We start from the raw sequence: 19,373 nt of genomic DNA on the forward strand, positions 1-19,373 counted from the left end.
TATTATCCTATCAATGACAAAAAGTCGTTACAATTAAATTGTACATCAATGTTGACAATCATGCAACTTTTCGTTATGAACATGCATATAATTATATCCTATCGTGAAACGATCACCTTCGCCCTCTACGGCAACTCGGTTTTTTGTCGAAAATGATAAATGAAAGACAGCGGAATCTTGCCGAGAAAGTTTCGCTCTCATCCGCTGTACAAACTCTCCCACTTTATGAAAAATCGAATAAGTCGGTGGATAGATAGCGTTCACCGGTATCGCAAGTAATGGCGATGACAATTTCATCAGAAGATAATTTTTTTGCTGTTTCCAAGGCAGCATAACATGCGGCGCCAGAGGATGGGCCGACGAGGATTCCCTCTTTCCGAGCGAGATTTCGTGTTACTTCGTACGCATCTTCGTCAGTTACTTTATAGATGTCATCATAAATGTCTTCGTTTAATACCGGTGGGATAAAGCCGGGACTCGTTCCAACGAGCTTATGAGGACCGGGTTTACCACCGGAAAGAACGGGCGATCCGTACGGTTCCACAACATAGATCGAAAGGTTCGGATAAAATTTTTTTAACTCCTCACCTGTTCCAGTCACCGTTCCGCCGGTTCCGGAAGCAGCGACAAATGCACCTAATGGTTTTCCAATTTCTTCAACAGCTTCTTTAATTTCCACTGCAGTTGAGTCTCGATGAGCATCCGGATTTGCTTCGTTTTCAAATTGCATCGGCATAAAACTATTTGGGATTTCTTTTAACAATTCTTTCGAGCGTTCAATTGCACCAGGCATCTTTTTATCTCCAGGCGTCAATTCTACTTCGGCACCGTATGCTTTTAATAAATTAATGCGTTCCTGTGACATCGTATCCGGCATTACGAGAATAGAACGATAACCACGGGCAGAAGCATTCATTGCAAGCCCGATACCTGTATTTCCGGAAGTTGGTTCAATAATGACGGAACCTTCTTTCAGCAAACCTTTTTTCTCTGCTTCTAAAATCATATTTTTCGCAGCCCGGTCTTTTACACTGCCACTTGGGTTTTGAAATTCTAATTTTAAATAAACATCTGCTCCGTTAGGATCGGGCAGACGGTTTAATTTGACGAGAGGAGTCTCTCCAACAAGATCAGACATATTGTTTACTACACGCACGACAGCACACATCCTTTTCAAGTTGTCATTTGCTTCAGTTTGAGTTGTGTCTATTTTATCATATTTAAACATATAAAACTGATATAAATGATTGATTTTTACCACTATCATTTTCTGTATCTATCTTTTAAACTTTTAAAGTAAAGTGAAATAAAGTTTGGTACAATGTCAATAAGAGGAAAATAAGCGTAGAATAAAGGATGAACAAGCATGGATGTGTGGAGAATTGTCGTTCACATTGCGATTTTATATGGTTTCTATTATATTGGCGCAGCCTTACAAACTTGGTTGGACATCGCCGTTCCAGGAAGCATTCTTGGAATGTTTTTATTATTATTACTTCTATTCACAAAAGTCATTCGGCCGGAATGGATTGCAAAAGGAACAACGCTCATTTTAGCGCATATGCCATTGCTATTTTTGCCGGTGACAGCCGGGGTGATTGTTTATTTAGATTTATTTAAAGGTAGTGGGATTTTTATGATCATCGTCGTCTATGTATCGACGCTCATCGTAATGCTCTCCACGGCATGGATTGCGCAAACGTTAATAAATCGGGGGGAGAAAAATGGGTGAATTTTTCACAGGGGTGTTTTTTTGTATAGCTACCATCCTTATCTATTTTCTAATGAAAAGGATTTATACTGAATACCCTCATCCCTTTCTATTACCAATTTTTACTGGAACCGTAGTGCTTGTAGCATTGCTGTATTATTTTGATATTCCTTATGAAAGTTATATGACAGGAGGACAATGGATTGAACACCTTTTAGGCCCTGCTGTCGTTGCCTTGGCTTATCCATTATATAATCAACGAGATATGATTCGAAAGTTTTTCAAGCCGTTAGTCATTAGTGTATTGATTGGAGCAATGATTGGAATTTTGTCCGGCTATTTGTTCGCAAGGTTAGTAAAGCTAGACGATTTCGTGATTTTGTCGTTGTTGCCAAAATCGGTAACGACACCTGTCGCGATGGAGATTGCTTTTGCAACAGGCGGTGTTCCTTCCTTGGCAGGGATATTTGTCATGGTGGCAGGAATTGGTGGGATTCTCACTGCTCCTTACTTATTTCGCTTATTTCACATTCATGATGTTTTTTCTAAAGGAGTAGGAACCGGGTGTGCGTCCCATGCGATCGGGACGGCAAAAGCATTGGAAAATGGTGAAGAAGAGGGGGCTGCAAGTTCAGTATCAATGACGCTAAGTGCCATCATCGTCTCTCTTGTCGTTCCACTTTTTACCTCCTTCTTTTTCTAAGTTGTAGCCCTATGTAAAGTGTCGTGAACGATATGTCGATATAACTGGTAGGAGAGGTGAAAGATGGCTCATTTAATTAAATTAGAAGATTATGTCTCTCGCTACGAGACAGACATACAAAGATATCCTAGCCAGTTTACAAGATTAAAAAAAGAACGGTGGCACCACTTAAAAAGAGAGTGGCTTCAAGCGAACGTCGAGCGCAAAAACCGAGAAGACGATGGTGATATTGAAAATTGGTTTGAAAACACAGGAGGAAACTTCTTCACGTCAGCCTTGGAAAAACTAAAACAAATACCTTGGAAGAAAAAACAGAAACACGAAGATTGGGAAGAGGATTCATCGTTTCTTTCCCTCAAAGGGAAGGAGTTAGACGAAGTAAAAGACATGTATTTCGAGGACCTTTATGAGGCACAACTACGTTGGGCTAGCTCCTCACTATTAGAGGAATCTAGACTGCATCCGAAATATAAATATGATCTGCGCCTTCGTCAACTCTTACGTGAATTGCCGGATAACTATATGCTTTTATATTATCCTGTGTTTGTAATTGGGAAAGCACCGGTGGAGATGGATATCATCTTAATAAGTCCTACCGATATGTACTTGATGGTGATGTTAGAAGGTCAACCAGATACCATTTTTGAACCGGCAACTGATAAATATTGGTATGAAACGGAACAGGAACGGAAAAAAATTTTAAGTCCTCTTCTTTCTTTAAACCGCATGACAGGAATGATGAGAGAGATTTTAAAAAGAAGTGATATTTCATATCCGATGCATCGCGTCGTCATTTCCCCTGATTCATTTATAGATTATCTCCCTACGTTAGGTAAAACAGAATTAATTGATAAAAGGACGTATAGGGATTGGTTGGAGAAACGAAGAAGACATCCTTCTCCGATTAAAAAAGCACAAATTGAATTTGCTGACGTTTTACTACAACACACACTTACGACCTCTTTTAAACGCTACGATATCTTTGACGAAAAAAAGGCAGAAGATTAGATTCTGCCTTTTTTGTTACTCAAATACAACGGTTTTATTTTCAAATACTAATATTTTATCGCTGACGTGCCATTCTACCGCTCGAGCGAGGGCAATTTTCTCTACATTTTTCCCTACGGATTTTAATTCATTAACAGAATAGCGATGATTCACACGTAACACTTCTTGCTCAATAATTGGTCCTTCATCTAAGTCATCAGTGACATAATGAGCGGTGGCTCCAATCAGTTTCACTCCGCGATCAAACGCTTTTTGATAAGGATTTGCCCCGATGAAGGCAGGTAAAAAGGAATGATGGATATTGATGATTCGATGTTTAAAAGCCGATACAAACTGGCTGGATAAAATTTGCATGTAACGGGCGAGCACAATAAAGTCAATGTCATATTCGTGTAATAGCTGAATCGTTTCTTTTTCTTTTTCTAACTTTGTATCTTTCGTAATTGGGATATGATAAAAATCAATGCCGTAACTTTTAACGACGTCTTGTAAGGTAGGATGGTTACTAATAACAACCGGAATATCGACGTCAATTTCTCCCGAACGCCATCGCCAGAGCAACTCTAATAAACAATGATCTTCTTTGGAAACGAAAATGGCCATTTTCTTTCTTTTACTTTCTGTTTCCATTCGCCAATCCATCTGAAATTTTTGTGCAATTGTATGGAACGCTTTTTCCACTTTTTCGATAGGTATGGTGGCGTCATATAAGTCAAACTCGACTCTCATAAAGAACGTACCGCCTTCAGGATCGGTCGAATATTGATCTGATTGGACAATATTTGCCCCGTAATTATGTAAAAATTCTGATACACTGGCGACAATCCCAGGTTGATCTGAACAAGAAATTAATAAACGGCAGCGATGAAAAATACTTTTCTCTTTCATTGTCCACTCCTCCAAGTTGCTTTTTCTTGCTTACTATACCATTCATTCATATAAAAAAAAAGTAATGTACGAAATGTGGATCATCTAGTAGACGTGATCATTTGAAAAACTCTCATACCGTTGACGGAAGTTCGTTTCCTTTGATATTATGAAAAGCGACTCACTTTGAACGAAAACGTACTTTAAAACTCGCTGGTGGACCTGTAAGAAAGAGCAGAGTATTCATGATTGAAGAAACTCTGCTCCCTTTTATGAAAAATAAAGAATAAATTAACTAACGCCAAGGAAAAGGAAAACGTTATGAATAATGAACATCATCAATCTATGCAAATGAGAATACGAGGCTTGGAACTTTTGTCGGCAGAAGGTTGGGAGCTTGAGCCAGCGGGGGGATCAACAGGGGAAGCGTATATTGCGCGCCACGGTAAAAAAAAGATTTTTGTGAAAAGAAATTCCTCCCCTTTCTTAGCCGTTTTATCAGCCGAAGGAATTGTACCTAAATTGTTATGGACAAAACGGCTGGAAAATGGAGATGTTATTACGGCGCAAGAATGGGTCAATGGCCGTGAGTTGTCAACGAGGGATATGAATCAACCAAAAGTAGCACAAATGTTGAGTAAAATACATTTATCAAGTGAACTGTTGGATATGTTTAAACGAATGGGGAATGAACCGCTCACCCCTACTATCATTGTGGAGGAGTTTTACGAAAAGCTTCGCCAGATTGAATCCCCGCCACCATTATTTATGGAAACAGTGGAATATTTAGAGCGTTATGAACAAGAGGTGTATTATCCGCAACCCGTTGTTTGTCATGGTGATATGAATCATAACAATTGGATGATTAACCAACAAAATCAATTGTTTTTAATTGATTGGGATGCAGCGATTGTCGCAGATCCTGCACTGGATCTCGGTTTTGTACTGTATGAATATATTCCAAGAAATAATTGGGAAAAGTGGTTAGAAGCTTATGGCATTTCTTATTCTTTTTATTTGAGACGTCGCATGCATTGGTATGTTGTGCAAGATACATTACGGAATGCCATATATTATTGGATGAATCAATCGAATCAAAAACAAGAATGGCAGATGACAAAGTTAGGGCGTTTATTGCATGAGGAACGGATATGAAAGGAAGTGAAATGGATGAGACTTCGCCACAAACCATGGGCGAAAGAGAAACTTACCGCTCATCCGGAATATGTCATTACGTCTCCGGCTCAGAAAAAAACATCCTGGCAGGAAATTTTCGGGCAAGAGAAAGTTTTATTCGTCGAAGTAGGCACTGGGAAAGGGAAATTTTTAACGGAAATGGCTGAAGCTTATCCTGAAGTGCTATTTATTGGAATTGAAAAATATGAAAGTGTTCTCGTGTCAGCGCTGGAAAAAGCATTAGAAACAAAGCCTAATAATCTCCGCTTTATTCTAGCAAATGTAGCTGATTTATTGGATTATTTTGAGGAAAATGAGATTCATCGCTTATTTATTAACTTTACCGATCCTTGGCCAAAAAAACGTCATGCGAAACGGCGACTCACTCATCCGTCTTTTCTTTCACTATATGAGAAAGTACTTCACCCAGAAGGAGAAATCCACATGAAGACGGATAATCAAGGGTTATTCGAATACTCTTTGGAAAGTTTATCGCGATATGGATTTACGTTAAAAAATATCTCGTTAGACTTGCACCGTAGTGAATTTGAAGGAAATGTGATGACAGAGTACGAAGAAAAATTTTCTGAACAGGGAGCGCGAATTTATCGTTTAGAAGCTTTCAAATCACGGTAGTCTTCTCATACATAGCAATAAAGGAAAAGAGACTGGGACAAAACTTCAGTCATCGCCAAAAACTTGGTGAGTCTCTCTTTTTGTGGACAAAGAACATTTTAAAATGAAAATGATGAAAAAAGTGTCGTATGAACTGGTGATGCGACACTTTTTTCGTTCAATCTAAACAGGAGTGGTTGTAAGAGAGATGGAATTGGAAATAAATAGGTGATTCGGAGCGTTTTTCTGCTTCATGCGACGAATGACGCTTAAAAAATGAGATAAATCGTTCCATAAACGTTTCATACGACGCTTCATTTTATCAAACACCGGTCAAATGGTCGTATGAAAGTTAAAATTGGAAGAAGGTCGCAACACGTTTCATACGACCTTTTATTACGAAATCGATGCAATGAATGGTCGTATAAAAGATTCATACGACGAAATATCACACAAAATTCCTACCGAATGGTCTCAGACGGGGAAGTTGCAATTGGGTGCTTGCGTCTTATTCGGCCGTCCTGCTTACTATCCGCGTACATCTAGAATCATTGGAGGTTCATTTATATTTCTTGTGTTAGAGACACAGAGAAATGCACTTCCGGCGGTAAACTTAAGGAAATATACCGTCAGAAACAATAATCCAATCATAGCAGAAGGGAAAACACCCTACAAGAATGAGACTGGGACAAAAGTATATTAATTATAAAAAATCCGAACTTCCCATTAGCTCGGATTTTCCTTCTTAGAGTGGTTCTAGCGTAGGAAGAATGCGAAGACTCCGGTGTAGGGTAAATGGAGGCGGACTAAAACCGCAACGTCCTGTCGCAACGTTCGCTACTCACACGTCCTGTGCGTCGGAAGACCCAAGAGCGGTGGTTTCCCGCGAGGAGGCTGAGGCCGTGCCCGCGGAAAACGAAGTATTCTTCCGAAGCGGTAATCATTGTTCGTATTTTGATTGGAATGATTTAGTTATGTCCAATTTCTTTTTGTTAGGACGATAACTCTAAAATGGTTCCTGTTTTCGCATCGACGACAAAGTCTAATTGTTTCGTTTCACCGTCTTGAGTACTGGAAAGGCCTCCGCGGTATACTTTATATGTCAAGTTATCTTTGTGGTAATCTTCTGCAGTCATATGAATCCATGACCCATTGATTGGTATGTTATCTTTTACATGATCTTTCACCGTTTTTAATGCTTTTTCCGGTGAAATATGTTCATTTTCCACGTATTCTTTCACCGCATAGCCAATGGCAAAACCGATGCCGATCCCTAGCAATAGGTCTTTTGCTTTCATGTTAACACCAACCTTTCCCTTTTTTCTCAGTATAGCGGAAATACAGCGATTTTCCAAATGGTGCCTTCGATTGTAGAAAAAGTGTAACAGTTTCGTTAAAATGAAGAAAGAGTCGATAGTCGAAAGGAGTATATCATGAACGAAGAAACGATGAATATGTTCCGGACGCTCACGGAATTACGCGGAGCACCCGGGCATGAGCATGAAGTGAGAGAATACGTAAAAAAAGAATTAGAGCGTTACAGCGATGAAATCATTCAAGATAAATTAGGAAGTGTGTTCGGAAAAAAAGTTGGAAAAGAAAATGGTCCTCGTGTGATGGTTGCGGGTCATATGGATGAAGTCGGTTTTTTAGTCAAATCCATCACGGAGGAAGGACTCATTCGTTTTGAAACGTTAGGGGGATGGTGGAGTCAAGTGCTCCTGGCTCAACGGGTTCAAATTATTACCGAAGATAAGACAGTCATAGGCGTCATTGGTTCCACTCCTCCTCATTTATTAGATGAGAATACTCGTAAAAAGCCGATGCCCCTTTCTAAAATGTATATCGATATCGGAGCGGATGATAAAGAAGATGCAGAAAATATTGGCATACGTCCTGGACAACCGATTGTTCCGATTTGCCCTTTTACACCGCTTGCCAACAAAAAGAAAATTATGGCGAAAGCGTGGGATAATCGTTACGGCGTCGGCCTTGCCATTGAACTGCTGAAAGAATTAGAGACAAAACCCCACCCGAATATTGTCTATTCCGGTGCGACCGTACAGGAAGAGGTAGGGCTTCGAGGCGCTGCCACAGCCGCTCATATGATTCAACCGGATATTTTTTATGCGTTGGATGCAAGTCCTGCAAACGATACCTCCGGGGAAAAAGATGCGTTCGGTCAACTCGGTCAAGGAGCGCTTCTTCGCATCATGGACCGCACGATGATTACCCATCGTGGAATGAGAGATTTTATTTTAGATATTGCGGAAACTCACGATATTCCGTACCAATATTTCGTCTCAAAAGGCGGAACCGATGCAGGGCGGGTTCATATCGCCAATGAAGGAGTACCATCTGCCGTGATCGGCGTTTGTTCCCGTTACATTCATACATCTGCTTCTATTTTACATGTAGATGACTATGCAGCTGCCAAAGCGCTACTCATGAAACTCATTGAAAATACCGATCAACAAATGGTTGAGGAAATAAGAAGGGATTAGATGAAAACAATAAAAGTAGGAATAGGATCAACCAATCAAGCAAAAATAGACGCTGTCACAAGCGTCTTTTCTTATCCGAAATATCACGTACAATCTTTCTCTGTTCCGTCTTCCGTATCTTCCCAACCTTTTTCGGAAGAAGAAACAAAAAGAGGAGCCATCCACCGCGCAAGAGAAGTATTAGAAAAAGGAATGTCCATTGGGGTAGGCCTTGAAGGCGGCGTCGTTCCGATGGATGATGGATTGTACGTTTGTAATTGGGGCGCGTTAAAAACAGTGACCGGAGAAGAAATGACCGCTGGCGGGGCAAAAATTCGTCTTCCAAAAGAAATTGCCGTCCAACTATACGAAGGAGAAGAATTAGGGAGAGTGATGGAACGTTACACGAAGAAAAAAGGGATTAGGCACAAGGAAGGAGCAATCGGCGTTTTTACCGCTGGCCACGTGGACCGTGCCAATCTTTTTCAACATATTGTGCAACTGCTCTATGGTCAATATCAGTTTTGTGGGATGGATAAAGAGGACAGGAATAAATAGCTGTCTTCTTTATTTTTTATTTGAAAAAAATACTTATCATTCAATTTAAAAATGTTGTGAAAAATTAAATTTTCATATAGATTAATAATAGTACATAAAAATCTTTGTCATGTTTGCGAGGGAGAGAGAAACAAATGGAAAAAGTATATTTTACACGTGAAAAGGAAATTGGTTATATGACGATTGATTCGCCGCCAGTGAATGCATTGGAAAAACAAGTGCTAGATGAATGGATCAAGTATTAGACGAAGTTCCGAAAGATGTCGATGTCGTCATTGTAACAGGTGCAGGTGGAAATGCATTTGTTGCCGGTGTAGATATTAACGACTTTCTAGACTTAACGAAAGAAACGGGAATAGAACTAGTGAAAAAAGGGCAACGCATTTTTCAAAAACTGGAAGATTTAGAGCAGCCGACTATTGCCGCCATTGATGGTTTTGCGTTAGGAGGCGGGTTAGAATTAGCTCTCGCTTGTGATATTCGCATTGCCACCCCGAAGTCGCAAATTGGATTACCAGAAACAGGGCTCGGCGTATTTCCAGGTTACGGAGGGACGCAACGTTTGCCTCGTTTAATTGGAGAAGGAAAAGCGAAACAATTGATTTTTTCAGCAGATCCTGTCTCGGCTGAAGAAGCGAAAGAAATTGGAATTATTGAAGAAGTAGCAGAAGATGCGATGGAGGCTGCGAAAACGTTAGCGAAGAAAATATGTTCCGCGGTCCGATTGCGGTGAGAAAAGCGAAGCAATCCATCAATGAAGGAATAAACAAACCTTTGCGGGAAGGAATAGAATTAGAAGCCCAACTATTTGGAGATGTTTGTGTGACAGAAGATGTGAAAGAAGGAGCAACTGCTTTCTTTGAAAAAAGAACACCTCAATTTCAACGCAAATAATTTTCGTCCCATTGGATAAAGAAAGAATAGCTGAGTTGGTTGAAATTTGATGCCGCATGAGACCATTCTACCGGAATTTCATACTAAAAAAGGTGCCATGAATCATTCATGTGACACTTTTAGGGATCATAGGTCGCATGAAGCATGTTGCGGCTCGCATTTTCCTGAAAAGTGTCGATAAGACCCTTATAGAAAAGTTTCACGAGAAAAGATGTCGCATGACACATGCATATCCTAAAAAATATCACCCATTTATTTCCATTCCATGTTGTCATGGACCATTTTGGAGCATATACTTAAAAAAAGAGGTCACATGAAATCATCATGCGACCTCTTTTTCCGCTATTTGAAGTCAAACGGCCTCTCAATCATTGGAAGATTAATCAAAGACATAAGATAGCGCTTGCAGTGCTTGATCTTGTGTTTCAACGACAACGTTTGCTTTATTTGCGATTTCTTTTACTGGGTGATGAAGTTCTTTCGGGCGGATGACAATTAATGGTTTTCCTAGTGCGACTGCCGCTCCTGCATCCATCGCAGTGTTCCACTGTTTATATTTTTCCCCAAATTGGGCAATCACAACGTCTGCTTTTTGCATCCAAATTTGCGTGCGTAAATTATTGAAGCGAGAAGCTGCTTCGTCTTTGTAAATATTGTCTGGCTGTACTCCGAGAATTTCTTCCCCAATGTTATCGGAACGGTCGTGATTTTCCATCGGACCGAAAAAACGAAGAGGCAATTCCATTTCTTCTGCTTTTTGACGTAATTGATCCCGCCAATCATCGTGAATTTGACCGGCTAAATATACGTTTAATTCCATGTCTACATCCTCCTCTAATCCAAATAAAATCCAATTACATCATAATACGCTTGTCATTGGAAAAGCAAACGATGTAAGATAGAGAAGAAAATAACGAGAGAAAAGATTGCAGGAGGAACGACATGAGAGACTTTTTTTTACGCAAAGGTGTCAATCTATCTGTCAAGACATATATCATTACTGCATTAAGCTATATGGCCCTTGGATTATTTGCATCACTCATTGTTGGATTAATTATCAAAACGATTGGGGAACAGTTAGGGTGGCCATACTTTGTAAACATGGGACAACTAGCGATGGATTTAATGGGTCCTGCTATTGGAGGAGCGATTGCTTACGGTTTGCAAGCGCCACCACTCGTATTATTTTCAGCAGTCATTACCGGGGCAGCCGGGGCGGAGCTTGGCGGTCCAGCAGGAGCATACGTTGCTAGTGTGTTGGCGGTGGAAATGGGAAAACTTATTTCCAAAGAAACTCGTCTTGACATCATTGTGACTCCCTTTGTGACGATTTTTACTGGTTTTACCGTATCTTATTTTTTTGGTCCTGCCATTTATTCTACCTTAGTAGGAATCGGAGAAGTCATTATGTGGGCAACGGATCAACGTCCGTTTATTATGGGAATTGTCGTCGCTGTTCTCATGGGACTAGCTCTCACAGCACCAATTAGTAGCGCAGCAATTGGACTCATGTTAAACTTAGAAGGGCTTGCAGCAGGAGCGGCAACGGTTGGCTGTTCGGCGCAAATGATCGGTTTTGCTGTAAGCAGTTACCGGGAAAATGGCGTCTCTGGTTTAGCTGCTCTTGGTCTCGGAACATCGATGCTTCAAGTGCCAAATATTTTAAAGAAACCGATCATATTGATCCCGCCAACAGTTGCCGGGATTGTGTTCGCCCCGTTATCTACAATGGTATTTATGATGGAAAACAATGCCGCCGGTGCGGGAATGGGGACAAGTGGTCTCGTCGGTCAAGTGATGACATTTGAAGCGATGGGATTTACAATGGAAGTATTCATCGGAATTCTTATCCTTCAAATTATTGGCCCTGCCATTGTGAGTCTTCTTCTTTCTGAATGGATGCGCAAGAAACAATGGATCAAACCGGGTGATATGAAAATTGAACTAGGATAGATTGGATGAAAGGTGGAATCATGATGAAAACAATTACGGATAAAGAAAGTTTCGCCCAAGCTGTGGAAGGACAAAAATCTGTCGTTATGTTTTCAGCGGATTGGTGTCCGGATTGTCGCGTAATCGAACCAGATCTTCCAGAAATTGAAAAAAATAATACCTCTTTTACTTTTTATCATGCGGACCGGGATGAATTTATCGATATCTGTCAAGAATACGATGTTTTCGGCATTCCAAGTTTTCTCGTTTTTCATGAAGGAGAAGAAGTAGGACGCTTCGTTAGTAAAGACCGAAAAACGAAAGAGGAAATTCAAGCGTTCTTAGATGAAACGGAAAAGAAAATAACCTAAATCATCATTCGCACTCGTGAGATACGGGTGCGATTTCTTTTGATGAGTAAGAAATCATGATAGACTTGACTACACAACCGCACGTGAAAGGAGTGTGTCTTTGAATGGACATTGAAACGTTTCGCAAAAAGTTAGAAGAACGTCTAGCGGGGAAAAATCGAACGTTCTCCTTTGATAAAGAAAAAAGCATGTTGCGTATTGAACATACCGGTTTAAAAAAAGGGGTCGATTTAGATATTAATAAAGTGCTCGCAAAGCATGAGAAAGACCGAGAGCGGGCCTTGGAGGATGCCGCTCATTTTATTCAAACCACTTTTGAAGCGATGGAAAAAGACATTGTATTAAAGGGGAAAGAAAAATATATTTATCCAGTGATTCGCTCGACTTCTTTTCCAACAAAAACAAAAACGGGGGAAGCGCTGTTGTACACAGATCATACCGCTGAAACTCGGATTTATTACGCGTTGGATATGGGAGAAGCGTATACGATATTAGACAAAAGCACGGTAGAAAAAGCGGGTTATACGGAAAAAGAAATAAAAGAAACAGCCTTGTTTAATGTGCGGACATTGGATGTTTCGTATCAAACGGATGAAGTGGCAGGGAACATCTACTATTTTGTAAATACAAATGATGGCTATGATGCAAGTCGCATTTTAAATGACCCTTTTTTAGAAGAGATGGAGAAAAAGATAGAAGGGGAAATGGTTGTTGCAGTCCCTCATCAAGATGTGCTCATCATTGCTGACATAAAAAATGATGCAGGCTATGACGTATTAGGTCAAATGACTTTTCGCTTTTTCTCCAACGGGCGAGTACCAATTACTGCTCTTCCTTTTATTTATGAAAATAAAGAATTTGAACCAATTTTTATCCTCGCCCGTAAGAAACCAAAAAAATAAATATTTCGTTGTACCTATATGTCGCAATGGTGCAGCGAAACAACGGATATGATACAATAAATGCTGGAAAATGGTGACGATTAAGCATGAAGGAGTAAAGGAAATGAACATTTTTTATAACAGAAAAGGGATTGGAGATGTCCTCCTCATTTCATTAAAGGAAATTGATAAAGAAAAAAGAGCGGTAGAACGTCAAGGGGATGTCGCGCGACTATATCATCAAAAGACGAATGAAACGGTCGGCTTTCACATTTTTGAAGCTTCTAAATATGGAGAAGTGAAGCATGACGGAATGATTCCTCTTACGGAAGAGATCAAACATTTAATTGAAAAGGCATTTGCAGAAAATAAGGTGGAAGAAAACATCAACTATCCAGACAAATCTTTCTTTGTTGTAGGATATGTAAAAGAGAAGAAAAAACATCCGGATGCTGATAAATTAAGCGTCTGTAAGGTAGATGTAGGTGAAGAGACACTACAGATTGTATGTGGGGCGCCAAACGTAGAAAAAGGCCAAAAGGTGCCCGTTGCTTTACCAGGAGCGACGATGCCAACGGGAATGAAAATTAAAAAATCAAAATTACGGGGAGTTCCTTCCAACGGGATGATTTGTTCCGCATCAGAGCTTGCTCTGAAAAAAGTGCCTGAAGAAAAAGGCATTCTCGTATTATCAGACGATTATGAAGTAGGAAAAGACTTTTTGCTGCAATATTATCGTTAAAATGTAAGAAGAACCACTGGTAAGAAACTAGTGGTTCTTTCCATTCCCCCTTACATGGCGGGTACTTGGGAGGTTGTTTAGTTGAATGTATTAGAACGTTGGTGGAAAAAGTTATTACGCGTTTTTATGGGAGAGTTTGCAGAAAACACGTATCGCGAAGAAGACAAACCTTTCTATAGTGATGAAAAAACGAGACGAAAACGAATTCGTTACCCGATGGAAGAAGCGAGTGTAAAGATCACACATCATTATCCTAAAAAAGGAAAATTTCGCTTTCCTGTCAATGTAGACGACCATCCGATTCAAGCGGAACAATGGAAACCTGTTAATTTAGAAGACGCAGTGACGGAATGGAATAAGGGGGAGAAGAAGGAAAATGAACATGCGAAACAGTCTTATTTTCAAGGAGAAAATTTTACATATGAGCCGACCCCATCTCCAATATTTGGGTATAAACATCTCCCTCTTCACCATCAATCGTTAAAAAAGCAAGCGGTTGCAGAAGAACAAGTGAATCGTGAAGAGGAGACTGAAAAGACACAAAGCGAATCATTGGTTGAAAAAAATACTCCGGTGAAACCGAAAGAACGGAAAAACGAAACTGAGTCTTCCCAAAAAGAGCCTATTCCTTTCGTTGAGACGGAGAGACAGCCTAGTGAAGAAAAAAGCAAACTATCTGAGACGAGTCAACAGCAGCACAAGTCTTTTCCGAAAAACCAATCCAATGAAAAGCAATCTTCCCGGCAAACAGAAACGAAGATCACTCGTATTCCGTATAATGTGATGATGTATCCGACCGATAAAAAACAAAAACACGAAAAGAAAGAAAGACATTATTCTTATCCATCTTATCAGCTATTAAAAAATCCGGTGAAATTTAAAAATGATGATCATAATGAAATTGATGAAAAACGAAAGCAACTAGAAGCAACATTGCGACACTTTAACGTTCTAGCCAAAGTAGTAGATGTCACAAAAGGTCCTGCCATTACAAGATTCGAAGTCCAACCTCAACCGGGGGTCAAAGTGAACAAAATTACCAATTTAAGCGATGATATTAAATTAGCATTAGCCGTTAAAGATTTACGGATAGAAGCTCCTATTCCAGGAAAAAATGCCATTGGAATTGAAGTGCCGAATGAAAAGAGCAGGCTGGTGTTTTTAAAGGAGATATTAACGCATCCATCGTTTCAAGAAAAAGACTCTCCGTTAACCGTTGCGATGGGATTAGATATTTCTGGGAAACCAATTATTTCAGATTTGAAAAGTATGCCTCACGGATTAATCGCCGGGGCAACAGGTTCAGGGAAAAGCGTCTGTATAAACGCGATGCTCATTAGTTTGCTTTATAAGGCAACTCCGGAAGAAGTTCGTTTCATACTCATCGATCCTAAAATGGTAGAACTCGCTTCCTATAAAGACATTCCTCATTTAGTCACCCCTGTTATTCACGATGCAAAATCAGCAACGGCAGCGCTAAAGTGGGCTGTCCAGGAAATGGAATCCCGCTATGAGAAACTTGCAGCGAGTGGAGTAAGAGATATTAAAAGATACAACGAAAAAAATTCTTCCGATAAGATGCCTTATATCGTGATTGTGATAGATGAATTAGCGGATTTAATGATGGTTTCACCGCAAGATGTGGAAGATGCGATTTGTCGTATCGCTCAAAAAGCAAGAGCGGCTGGCATTCATTTATTGGTGGCGACCCAGCGTCCATCGGTGGATGTCATTACTGGATTAATCAAAGCAAATATTCCTAGTCGGACTGCTTTTGCTGTATCTTCTCAAACAGATTCACGGACGATTTTAGATATGAGTGGCGCAGAGAGATTAATTGGAAAAGGAGATATGCTTTTTCATGAAAACGGTCGCGCAAAGCCAATTCGAGTACAAGGAGCGTTCGTTTCCGATGAAGAAATTGACGCAGTAACAGAAATGGTAAAATCTCGTCAAAAGCCACATTATTTATTCACCCATGAAGATCTATCAAAGAAAATGGAGCAGGAAAATGAAGATGAATTATTTGAAGAAGCTTGTTTATTCGTTGCTGAAGAAGGAAGAGCCTCTTCTTCTTTATTACAGCGTCGTTTTTCCATCGGTTATAACCGAGCAGCCAAATTAATAGACATGATGGAAGCTCGTGGCATCGTTTCTGAAGCAATGGGAAGCAAACCACGCCGTGTATTTATGACTAAGACTGAAATTCAAGAAAAATTTTTCAACACTCAAGAATTGAAATGAGAAAAGGAATAAGTAGAAGGGAAAAGCTTAAAAGACAATTTCGACGCTTCACTTGTCAATCCGTTTCCTGTTATATATGATAAGAATAACTTCTCTAGCTTCAAACAATTTCATAGCAACATGTAATTCTCTTTTCCGATCCAAAGAACTCTAGTACAAGTGACTGAAAAGCGTGATAACTTAAAGGAGGAACTTCTATGGAACAAATTCAGCTTCAGTTTTTATTAGAGTTTCTGTATCCGGAACGTTTAGAATTACTGAAAGAAGAAGAATTACAAGTGCCGGTTGTCTTTCAGGATGGATTGCGCAACATCAAGCAAAAGGATATCGATGAAATTGTCGAAGCTGTTATTATGGAAGGTGGCAAAGACGCTATCATCCATTAAAAAATGATGGATCTACAAACTGTCTCAAATGGGAAATGGGATGTATGTCGTCCTTTTTGAGACAGTTTCTTTCTAACTTACATAAATTTCAAATGAGAGGGAAAAGAAGGGACGAACAATGAAAGAAATAGAGTTGAAAATGCAAGGGAAAATTAAACGACTAACGAACAAAACATTTAAATTCGACGAAAGAGTAGGCGAAGGCTGGTTTTCAGCAGTATATTTTTTAAAGACGAGAGAAATTGCTGAAAAATACCGGCCAAATTCCATCGTTACGATGCAATTTTTTCAAAAAGAAGATGCAGTCTTATGTGGTACTGACGAAGTGATTGCACTTGTAAAAAGCTTTGCCAAAAACCCGGATGAGTTGGAAATTTACTCTCTGGAAGATGGAGATAAAATTAAACCGTATGAAACGGTACTTACGATTACAGGACCATATCAAAACTTTGGCTTTTTAGAAGGGGTCATTGATGGAATTTTAGCAAGACGCACATCGGTTGCTACAAATGTGTATAATGTCGTGAAAGCAGCGAGGGTATCCGGAAAACAAAAACCGATTATCTTCATGGGAGACAGGGATGATCATTTTACTCAACAAGCAGGGGATGGTTATGCTGCCTACATTGGTGGGTCGAAAGCCCAGGCAACTCATGCCATGAGCGAATGGTGGGGAAAAAAAGGAATGGGGACGATGCCCCATGCTTTGATTCAATTGTTTGAAGGAGACATCGTGGAAGCGACGAGAGCATATCACGAAACGTACCCGGAAGATGATCTGGTGGCCCTTGTAGATTATAACAATGATGTCATTACCGATGCTTTAAAAGTCGCTCGGGAATTTGGGGAGACATTAAAGGCAGTGCGGCTAGACACTTCGAACACGATGGTTGATCAATACTTCTGTCGCAATCCGCAAGTCATGGGCTCTTTTGATCCGCGTGGCGCAAATCCTGAACTCATTTTTGCACTAAGAGATACGCTCGATAAAGAAGGATTTGAGCACGTTCAAATTATGGCGAGCGGTGGTTTTACAGCAGAACGTATTCTTAACTATGAACAACAAGGTGTTCCTGTAGATATGTATGGGGTGGGGAAAAGTTTACTGAAGATTCATATCGGTTTTACTGGTGATAATGTAAAATTAAATGGGAAAAATGAAGCGAAAGCAGGACGGAAATTTCGCCCCAACCCGAGATTGCAAAAAGTATAGAGAAGTGCTTTCTGTCGGCTTTTTTGTCACTTCACCTAAAGTAACCAGATTGGAGATCCATTTTTTTTCTGTTACAATAGGTAAGGTGTGAATAAAAGCGGTGTGCCTCCCGTAAATAGAGAAGAAGTTGTCGGGAAGCGAGACAAATGGAGGTCCGAAATGATGACTACGTATCATTTTATAGGCATAAAAGGATCAGGAATGAGCGCTTTGGCGCAAATTCTTCACGACATGGGTTATGAAGTACAAGGTTCGGACGTAGAAAAGCGTTTTTTTACGCAAATTCCATTAGAAGAAAAAGGGATTCCGATATATCCATTTCAGACAGAAAATATAAAAAAAGATTATACGATTATTGCATCTGCAGCTTATGGAGAAGAAAATGAAGAAATTCGGAAAGCGAAGGAATTGGATATTCCTATCCATCGCTATCCGTTTTTTCTCGGAAAATTTTTAGAACGTTTTACTTCCGTTGCCGTTACGGGTTCTCATGGAAAAACTTCAACAACGGGCTTGCTCGCACATGTACTTGAAAAGTTCAAACCTACTTCTTACCTCATTGGAGATGGCACTGGAAAAGGAGAAGCCGACAGCACCTTTTTTGTGTTTGAAGCGTGTGAGTACAGAAGACACTTTCTGCATTACAAGCCTGATTATGCGATTATTACGAATATCGATTATGATCATCCGGACTATTTTAAAAATGTAGAGGATGTTGTATCCGCCTTTGAAGCATTCGCTGGTCAAGTGAAAAAAGGGATTGTTGCTTGTGGAGACGATGAATATTTGCAACGATTAAATGCACCTGTGCCGATTATGTATTATGGCATTGAAGGAAATTATGATTTTAACGCAAGCAATATTCAGACGAATGAGAGTGGAACGACATTTGACGTATACATTCGCGGCGATTTGTTTGGCACCTTTACCATCCCAGGGTTTGGTCGTCACAATGTATTAAATGCTCTTAGCGTCATCGCCCTTTGTCATTACGAAGATGTTCCCGCTGAAATCATGATGGAACAACTTAAAATTTTTCCGGGAGTGAAGCGTCGGTTTACGGAAAAGAAAGTTGGCAATCAAATATTGATTGACGACTACGCTCATCATCCAACCGAAATCAAAGCAACGTTGGAAGCGACGAAACAAAAGTTTCCTGATAAAGAAATTGTTGCAGTCTTTCAACCACACACGTATTCTCGGACGGAAACTTTTTTAGATGCATTTGCTGAAAGCTTGCAAGAAGCAGATTATGTCTACTTATGCGATATTTTTGGCTCTGCCAGAGAAAATGGAGGCTCTCTCTCTATCGTTGATTTACAAGATAAAATTCCAGGCTCATTGTTGTTGAAGGAAGAGCAAGTGAATCAATTGGCAAAGCATAAACAAGGCGTTTTATTATTTATGGGTGCAGGAGATATTCAAAAATTTCAACAAGCATATGAAGGCTCTCTTCTGGAAAAGTAATCAAAACAGATCCGCTTTTATAAACGGATAAAAGCGGAGTTTTTCTTTTAAAAACATTTAATCAAGCAGGAATTCTCGACAATTTCCCGAATTTGAAGTAATGGAAAGAAAATATATTGTCT

Annotated in this window: 20 protein-coding genes and 1 pseudogene; 16 read left to right on the forward strand and 5 right to left on the reverse strand. The window is 39.9% G+C overall.

Going from position 1 to position 19,373, the window contains the following annotated elements:
- Positions 1-223: 223 nt before the first annotated feature.
- The gene (gene cysK / locus GJS40_RS06900) at positions 224-1,156 is read right to left on the reverse strand and encodes a cysteine synthase A (protein ID WP_270897150.1); all 933 of its coding nucleotides are present in this window, start codon (positions 1,154-1,156) and stop codon (positions 224-226) included.
- A 210-nt stretch (positions 1,157-1,366) separates the two neighbouring features.
- On the opposite strand from cysK, the gene GJS40_RS06905 reads away from it, so the two are divergent.
- From GJS40_RS06905 to GJS40_RS06915, 3 genes are all read left to right on the forward strand, one after another.
- On the forward strand, positions 1,367-1,732 hold the full coding sequence (locus tag GJS40_RS06905; protein WP_270897151.1) for a CidA/LrgA family protein: 366 nt from the start codon (positions 1,367-1,369) through the stop codon (positions 1,730-1,732).
- Positions 1,725-2,414: an LrgB family protein gene (locus GJS40_RS06910; protein ID WP_270897152.1), complete on the forward strand. Its 690-nt coding sequence runs from the start codon at positions 1,725-1,727 to the stop codon at positions 2,412-2,414. Before GJS40_RS06905 ends, GJS40_RS06910 begins: the two co-directional genes overlap by 8 nt.
- Before the next feature lie 63 nt (positions 2,415-2,477).
- Positions 2,478-3,422 carry an NERD domain-containing protein gene (locus tag GJS40_RS06915; RefSeq protein WP_270897153.1) on the forward strand — a complete coding sequence of 315 codons (945 nt, stop codon included), beginning with the start codon at positions 2,478-2,480 and terminating at the stop codon, positions 3,420-3,422.
- A gap of 15 nt (positions 3,423-3,437) precedes the next feature.
- Here GJS40_RS06915 and purU read toward each other — a convergent pair whose 3' ends face one another.
- Positions 3,438-4,310 (reverse strand): formyltetrahydrofolate deformylase, encoded by an 873-nt coding sequence (gene purU, locus GJS40_RS06920; protein WP_270897154.1) that lies wholly within the window; start codon positions 4,308-4,310, stop codon positions 3,438-3,440.
- A 300-nt stretch (positions 4,311-4,610) separates the two neighbouring features.
- Between purU and GJS40_RS06925 the strand changes: the two genes are divergently transcribed.
- Together GJS40_RS06925 and trmB are read left to right on the forward strand one after the other, a co-directional pair.
- Complete coding sequence (locus GJS40_RS06925; protein WP_270897155.1) at positions 4,611-5,444, forward strand: phosphotransferase family protein; 834 nt, start codon at positions 4,611-4,613, stop codon at positions 5,442-5,444.
- A gap of 15 nt (positions 5,445-5,459) precedes the next feature.
- Positions 5,460-6,101: a tRNA (guanosine(46)-N7)-methyltransferase TrmB gene (gene trmB / locus GJS40_RS06930; RefSeq protein ID WP_270897156.1), complete on the forward strand. Its 642-nt coding sequence runs from the start codon at positions 5,460-5,462 to the stop codon at positions 6,099-6,101.
- Positions 6,102-6,263: 162 nt separating this feature from the next.
- Here trmB and GJS40_RS06935 read toward each other — a convergent pair whose 3' ends face one another.
- Together GJS40_RS06935 and GJS40_RS06940 are read right to left on the reverse strand one after the other, a co-directional pair.
- A complete protein-coding gene (locus GJS40_RS06935; RefSeq protein ID WP_270897157.1) occupies positions 6,264-6,386 on the reverse strand; it encodes a hypothetical protein in 123 nt (40 codons plus the stop codon).
- Between the two features lie 686 nt (positions 6,387-7,072).
- Entirely contained in the window at positions 7,073-7,378 is a 306-nt protein-coding gene (locus GJS40_RS06940; RefSeq protein ID WP_270897158.1) for a PepSY domain-containing protein, read from the reverse strand.
- Positions 7,379-7,513: 135 nt separating this feature from the next.
- Between GJS40_RS06940 and GJS40_RS06945 the strand changes: the two genes are divergently transcribed.
- The 3 genes and pseudogenes from GJS40_RS06945 (at position 7,514) to GJS40_RS06955 (ending at position 10,015) form a co-directional block, all read left to right on the forward strand.
- A complete protein-coding gene (locus GJS40_RS06945) occupies positions 7,514-8,584 on the forward strand; it encodes a M42 family metallopeptidase (protein ID WP_270897159.1) in 1,071 nt (356 codons plus the stop codon).
- The gene (locus GJS40_RS06950; protein ID WP_270897160.1) at positions 8,585-9,121 is read left to right on the forward strand and encodes a DUF84 family protein; all 537 of its coding nucleotides are present in this window, start codon (positions 8,585-8,587) and stop codon (positions 9,119-9,121) included.
- Between the two features lie 229 nt (positions 9,122-9,350).
- Positions 9,351-10,015: pseudogene (locus GJS40_RS06955) on the forward strand (enoyl-CoA hydratase/isomerase family protein).
- A gap of 379 nt (positions 10,016-10,394) precedes the next feature.
- On the opposite strand, the gene GJS40_RS06960 reads toward GJS40_RS06955, so the two are convergent.
- Complete coding sequence (locus GJS40_RS06960) at positions 10,395-10,835, reverse strand: YtoQ family protein (RefSeq protein ID WP_270897161.1); 441 nt, start codon at positions 10,833-10,835, stop codon at positions 10,395-10,397.
- A gap of 122 nt (positions 10,836-10,957) precedes the next feature.
- On the opposite strand from GJS40_RS06960, the gene GJS40_RS06965 reads away from it, so the two are divergent.
- The 8 genes from GJS40_RS06965 (at position 10,958) to murC (ending at position 19,251) form a co-directional block, all read left to right on the forward strand.
- Positions 10,958-11,968, forward strand: coding sequence for a PTS transporter subunit IIC (locus GJS40_RS06965; protein ID WP_270897162.1), 1,011 nt, complete (start codon positions 10,958-10,960; stop codon positions 11,966-11,968).
- Between the two features lie 23 nt (positions 11,969-11,991).
- Complete coding sequence (locus tag GJS40_RS06970; protein ID WP_270897163.1) at positions 11,992-12,318, forward strand: thioredoxin family protein; 327 nt, start codon at positions 11,992-11,994, stop codon at positions 12,316-12,318.
- A 104-nt stretch (positions 12,319-12,422) separates the two neighbouring features.
- Positions 12,423-13,220 (forward strand): DUF1444 family protein, encoded by a 798-nt coding sequence (locus tag GJS40_RS06975; protein WP_270897164.1) that lies wholly within the window; start codon positions 12,423-12,425, stop codon positions 13,218-13,220.
- A 103-nt stretch (positions 13,221-13,323) separates the two neighbouring features.
- Complete coding sequence (gene ytpR, locus GJS40_RS06980) at positions 13,324-13,941, forward strand: YtpR family tRNA-binding protein (protein ID WP_270897165.1); 618 nt, start codon at positions 13,324-13,326, stop codon at positions 13,939-13,941.
- A 126-nt stretch (positions 13,942-14,067) separates the two neighbouring features.
- Positions 14,068-16,185: a DNA translocase FtsK gene (locus GJS40_RS06985; protein WP_408629375.1), complete on the forward strand. Its 2,118-nt coding sequence runs from the start codon at positions 14,068-14,070 to the stop codon at positions 16,183-16,185.
- Between the two features lie 197 nt (positions 16,186-16,382).
- On the forward strand, positions 16,383-16,571 hold the full coding sequence (locus GJS40_RS06990; protein ID WP_270897167.1) for a hypothetical protein: 189 nt from the start codon (positions 16,383-16,385) through the stop codon (positions 16,569-16,571).
- Positions 16,572-16,689: 118 nt separating this feature from the next.
- On the forward strand, positions 16,690-17,784 hold the full coding sequence (locus GJS40_RS06995) for a nicotinate phosphoribosyltransferase (protein ID WP_270897168.1): 1,095 nt from the start codon (positions 16,690-16,692) through the stop codon (positions 17,782-17,784).
- Positions 17,785-17,946: 162 nt separating this feature from the next.
- A complete protein-coding gene (murC, locus tag GJS40_RS07000; protein WP_270897169.1) occupies positions 17,947-19,251 on the forward strand; it encodes a UDP-N-acetylmuramate--L-alanine ligase in 1,305 nt (434 codons plus the stop codon).
- The last annotated feature ends 122 nt before the right edge of the window (positions 19,252-19,373 follow it).

Origin of the sequence: Aliibacillus thermotolerans (assembly GCF_027853235.1) — a bacterium.
Classification (GTDB): Bacteria; Bacillota; Bacilli; order Bacillales; family Marinococcaceae; genus Aliibacillus; species Aliibacillus thermotolerans.

What these genes read in the sequence shown, in the direction of transcription:
- murC (WP_270897169.1), top strand. Translation starts at nt 17,947, where the DNA reads ATGACTACGTATCATTTTATAGGCATAAAAGGATCAGGAATGAGCGCT.
- GJS40_RS06970 (WP_270897163.1), top strand. Translation starts at nt 11,992, where the DNA reads ATGAAAACAATTACGGATAAAGAAAGTTTCGCCCAAGCTGTGGAAGGA.
- GJS40_RS06915 (WP_270897153.1), top strand. Translation starts at nt 2,478, where the DNA reads ATGGCTCATTTAATTAAATTAGAAGATTATGTCTCTCGCTACGAGACA.
- GJS40_RS06965 (WP_270897162.1), top strand. Translation starts at nt 10,958, where the DNA reads ATGAGAGACTTTTTTTTACGCAAAGGTGTCAATCTATCTGTCAAGACA.
- GJS40_RS06905 (WP_270897151.1), top strand. Translation starts at nt 1,367, where the DNA reads ATGGATGTGTGGAGAATTGTCGTTCACATTGCGATTTTATATGGTTTC.
- GJS40_RS06995 (WP_270897168.1), top strand. Translation starts at nt 16,690, where the DNA reads ATGAAAGAAATAGAGTTGAAAATGCAAGGGAAAATTAAACGACTAACG.
- GJS40_RS06940 (WP_270897158.1), bottom strand. Translation starts at nt 7,378, where the DNA reads ATGAAAGCAAAAGACCTATTGCTAGGGATCGGCATCGGTTTTGCCATT.
- purU (WP_270897154.1), bottom strand. Translation starts at nt 4,310, where the DNA reads ATGAAAGAGAAAAGTATTTTTCATCGCTGCCGTTTATTAATTTCTTGT.
- ytpR (WP_270897165.1), top strand. Translation starts at nt 13,324, where the DNA reads ATGAACATTTTTTATAACAGAAAAGGGATTGGAGATGTCCTCCTCATT.
- trmB (WP_270897156.1), top strand. Translation starts at nt 5,460, where the DNA reads ATGAGACTTCGCCACAAACCATGGGCGAAAGAGAAACTTACCGCTCAT.
- GJS40_RS06935 (WP_270897157.1), bottom strand. Translation starts at nt 6,386, where the DNA reads ATGAAACGTTTATGGAACGATTTATCTCATTTTTTAAGCGTCATTCGT.
- GJS40_RS06925 (WP_270897155.1), top strand. Translation starts at nt 4,611, where the DNA reads ATGAATAATGAACATCATCAATCTATGCAAATGAGAATACGAGGCTTG.
- GJS40_RS06975 (WP_270897164.1), top strand. Translation starts at nt 12,423, where the DNA reads ATGGACATTGAAACGTTTCGCAAAAAGTTAGAAGAACGTCTAGCGGGG.
- GJS40_RS06960 (WP_270897161.1), bottom strand. Translation starts at nt 10,835, where the DNA reads ATGGAATTAAACGTATATTTAGCCGGTCAAATTCACGATGATTGGCGG.
- GJS40_RS06950 (WP_270897160.1), top strand. Translation starts at nt 8,585, where the DNA reads ATGAAAACAATAAAAGTAGGAATAGGATCAACCAATCAAGCAAAAATA.
- GJS40_RS06910 (WP_270897152.1), top strand. Translation starts at nt 1,725, where the DNA reads ATGGGTGAATTTTTCACAGGGGTGTTTTTTTGTATAGCTACCATCCTT.
- GJS40_RS06945 (WP_270897159.1), top strand. Translation starts at nt 7,514, where the DNA reads ATGAACGAAGAAACGATGAATATGTTCCGGACGCTCACGGAATTACGC.
- GJS40_RS06985 (WP_408629375.1), top strand. Translation starts at nt 14,068, where the DNA reads ATGGGAGAGTTTGCAGAAAACACGTATCGCGAAGAAGACAAACCTTTC.
- GJS40_RS06990 (WP_270897167.1), top strand. Translation starts at nt 16,383, where the DNA reads ATGGAACAAATTCAGCTTCAGTTTTTATTAGAGTTTCTGTATCCGGAA.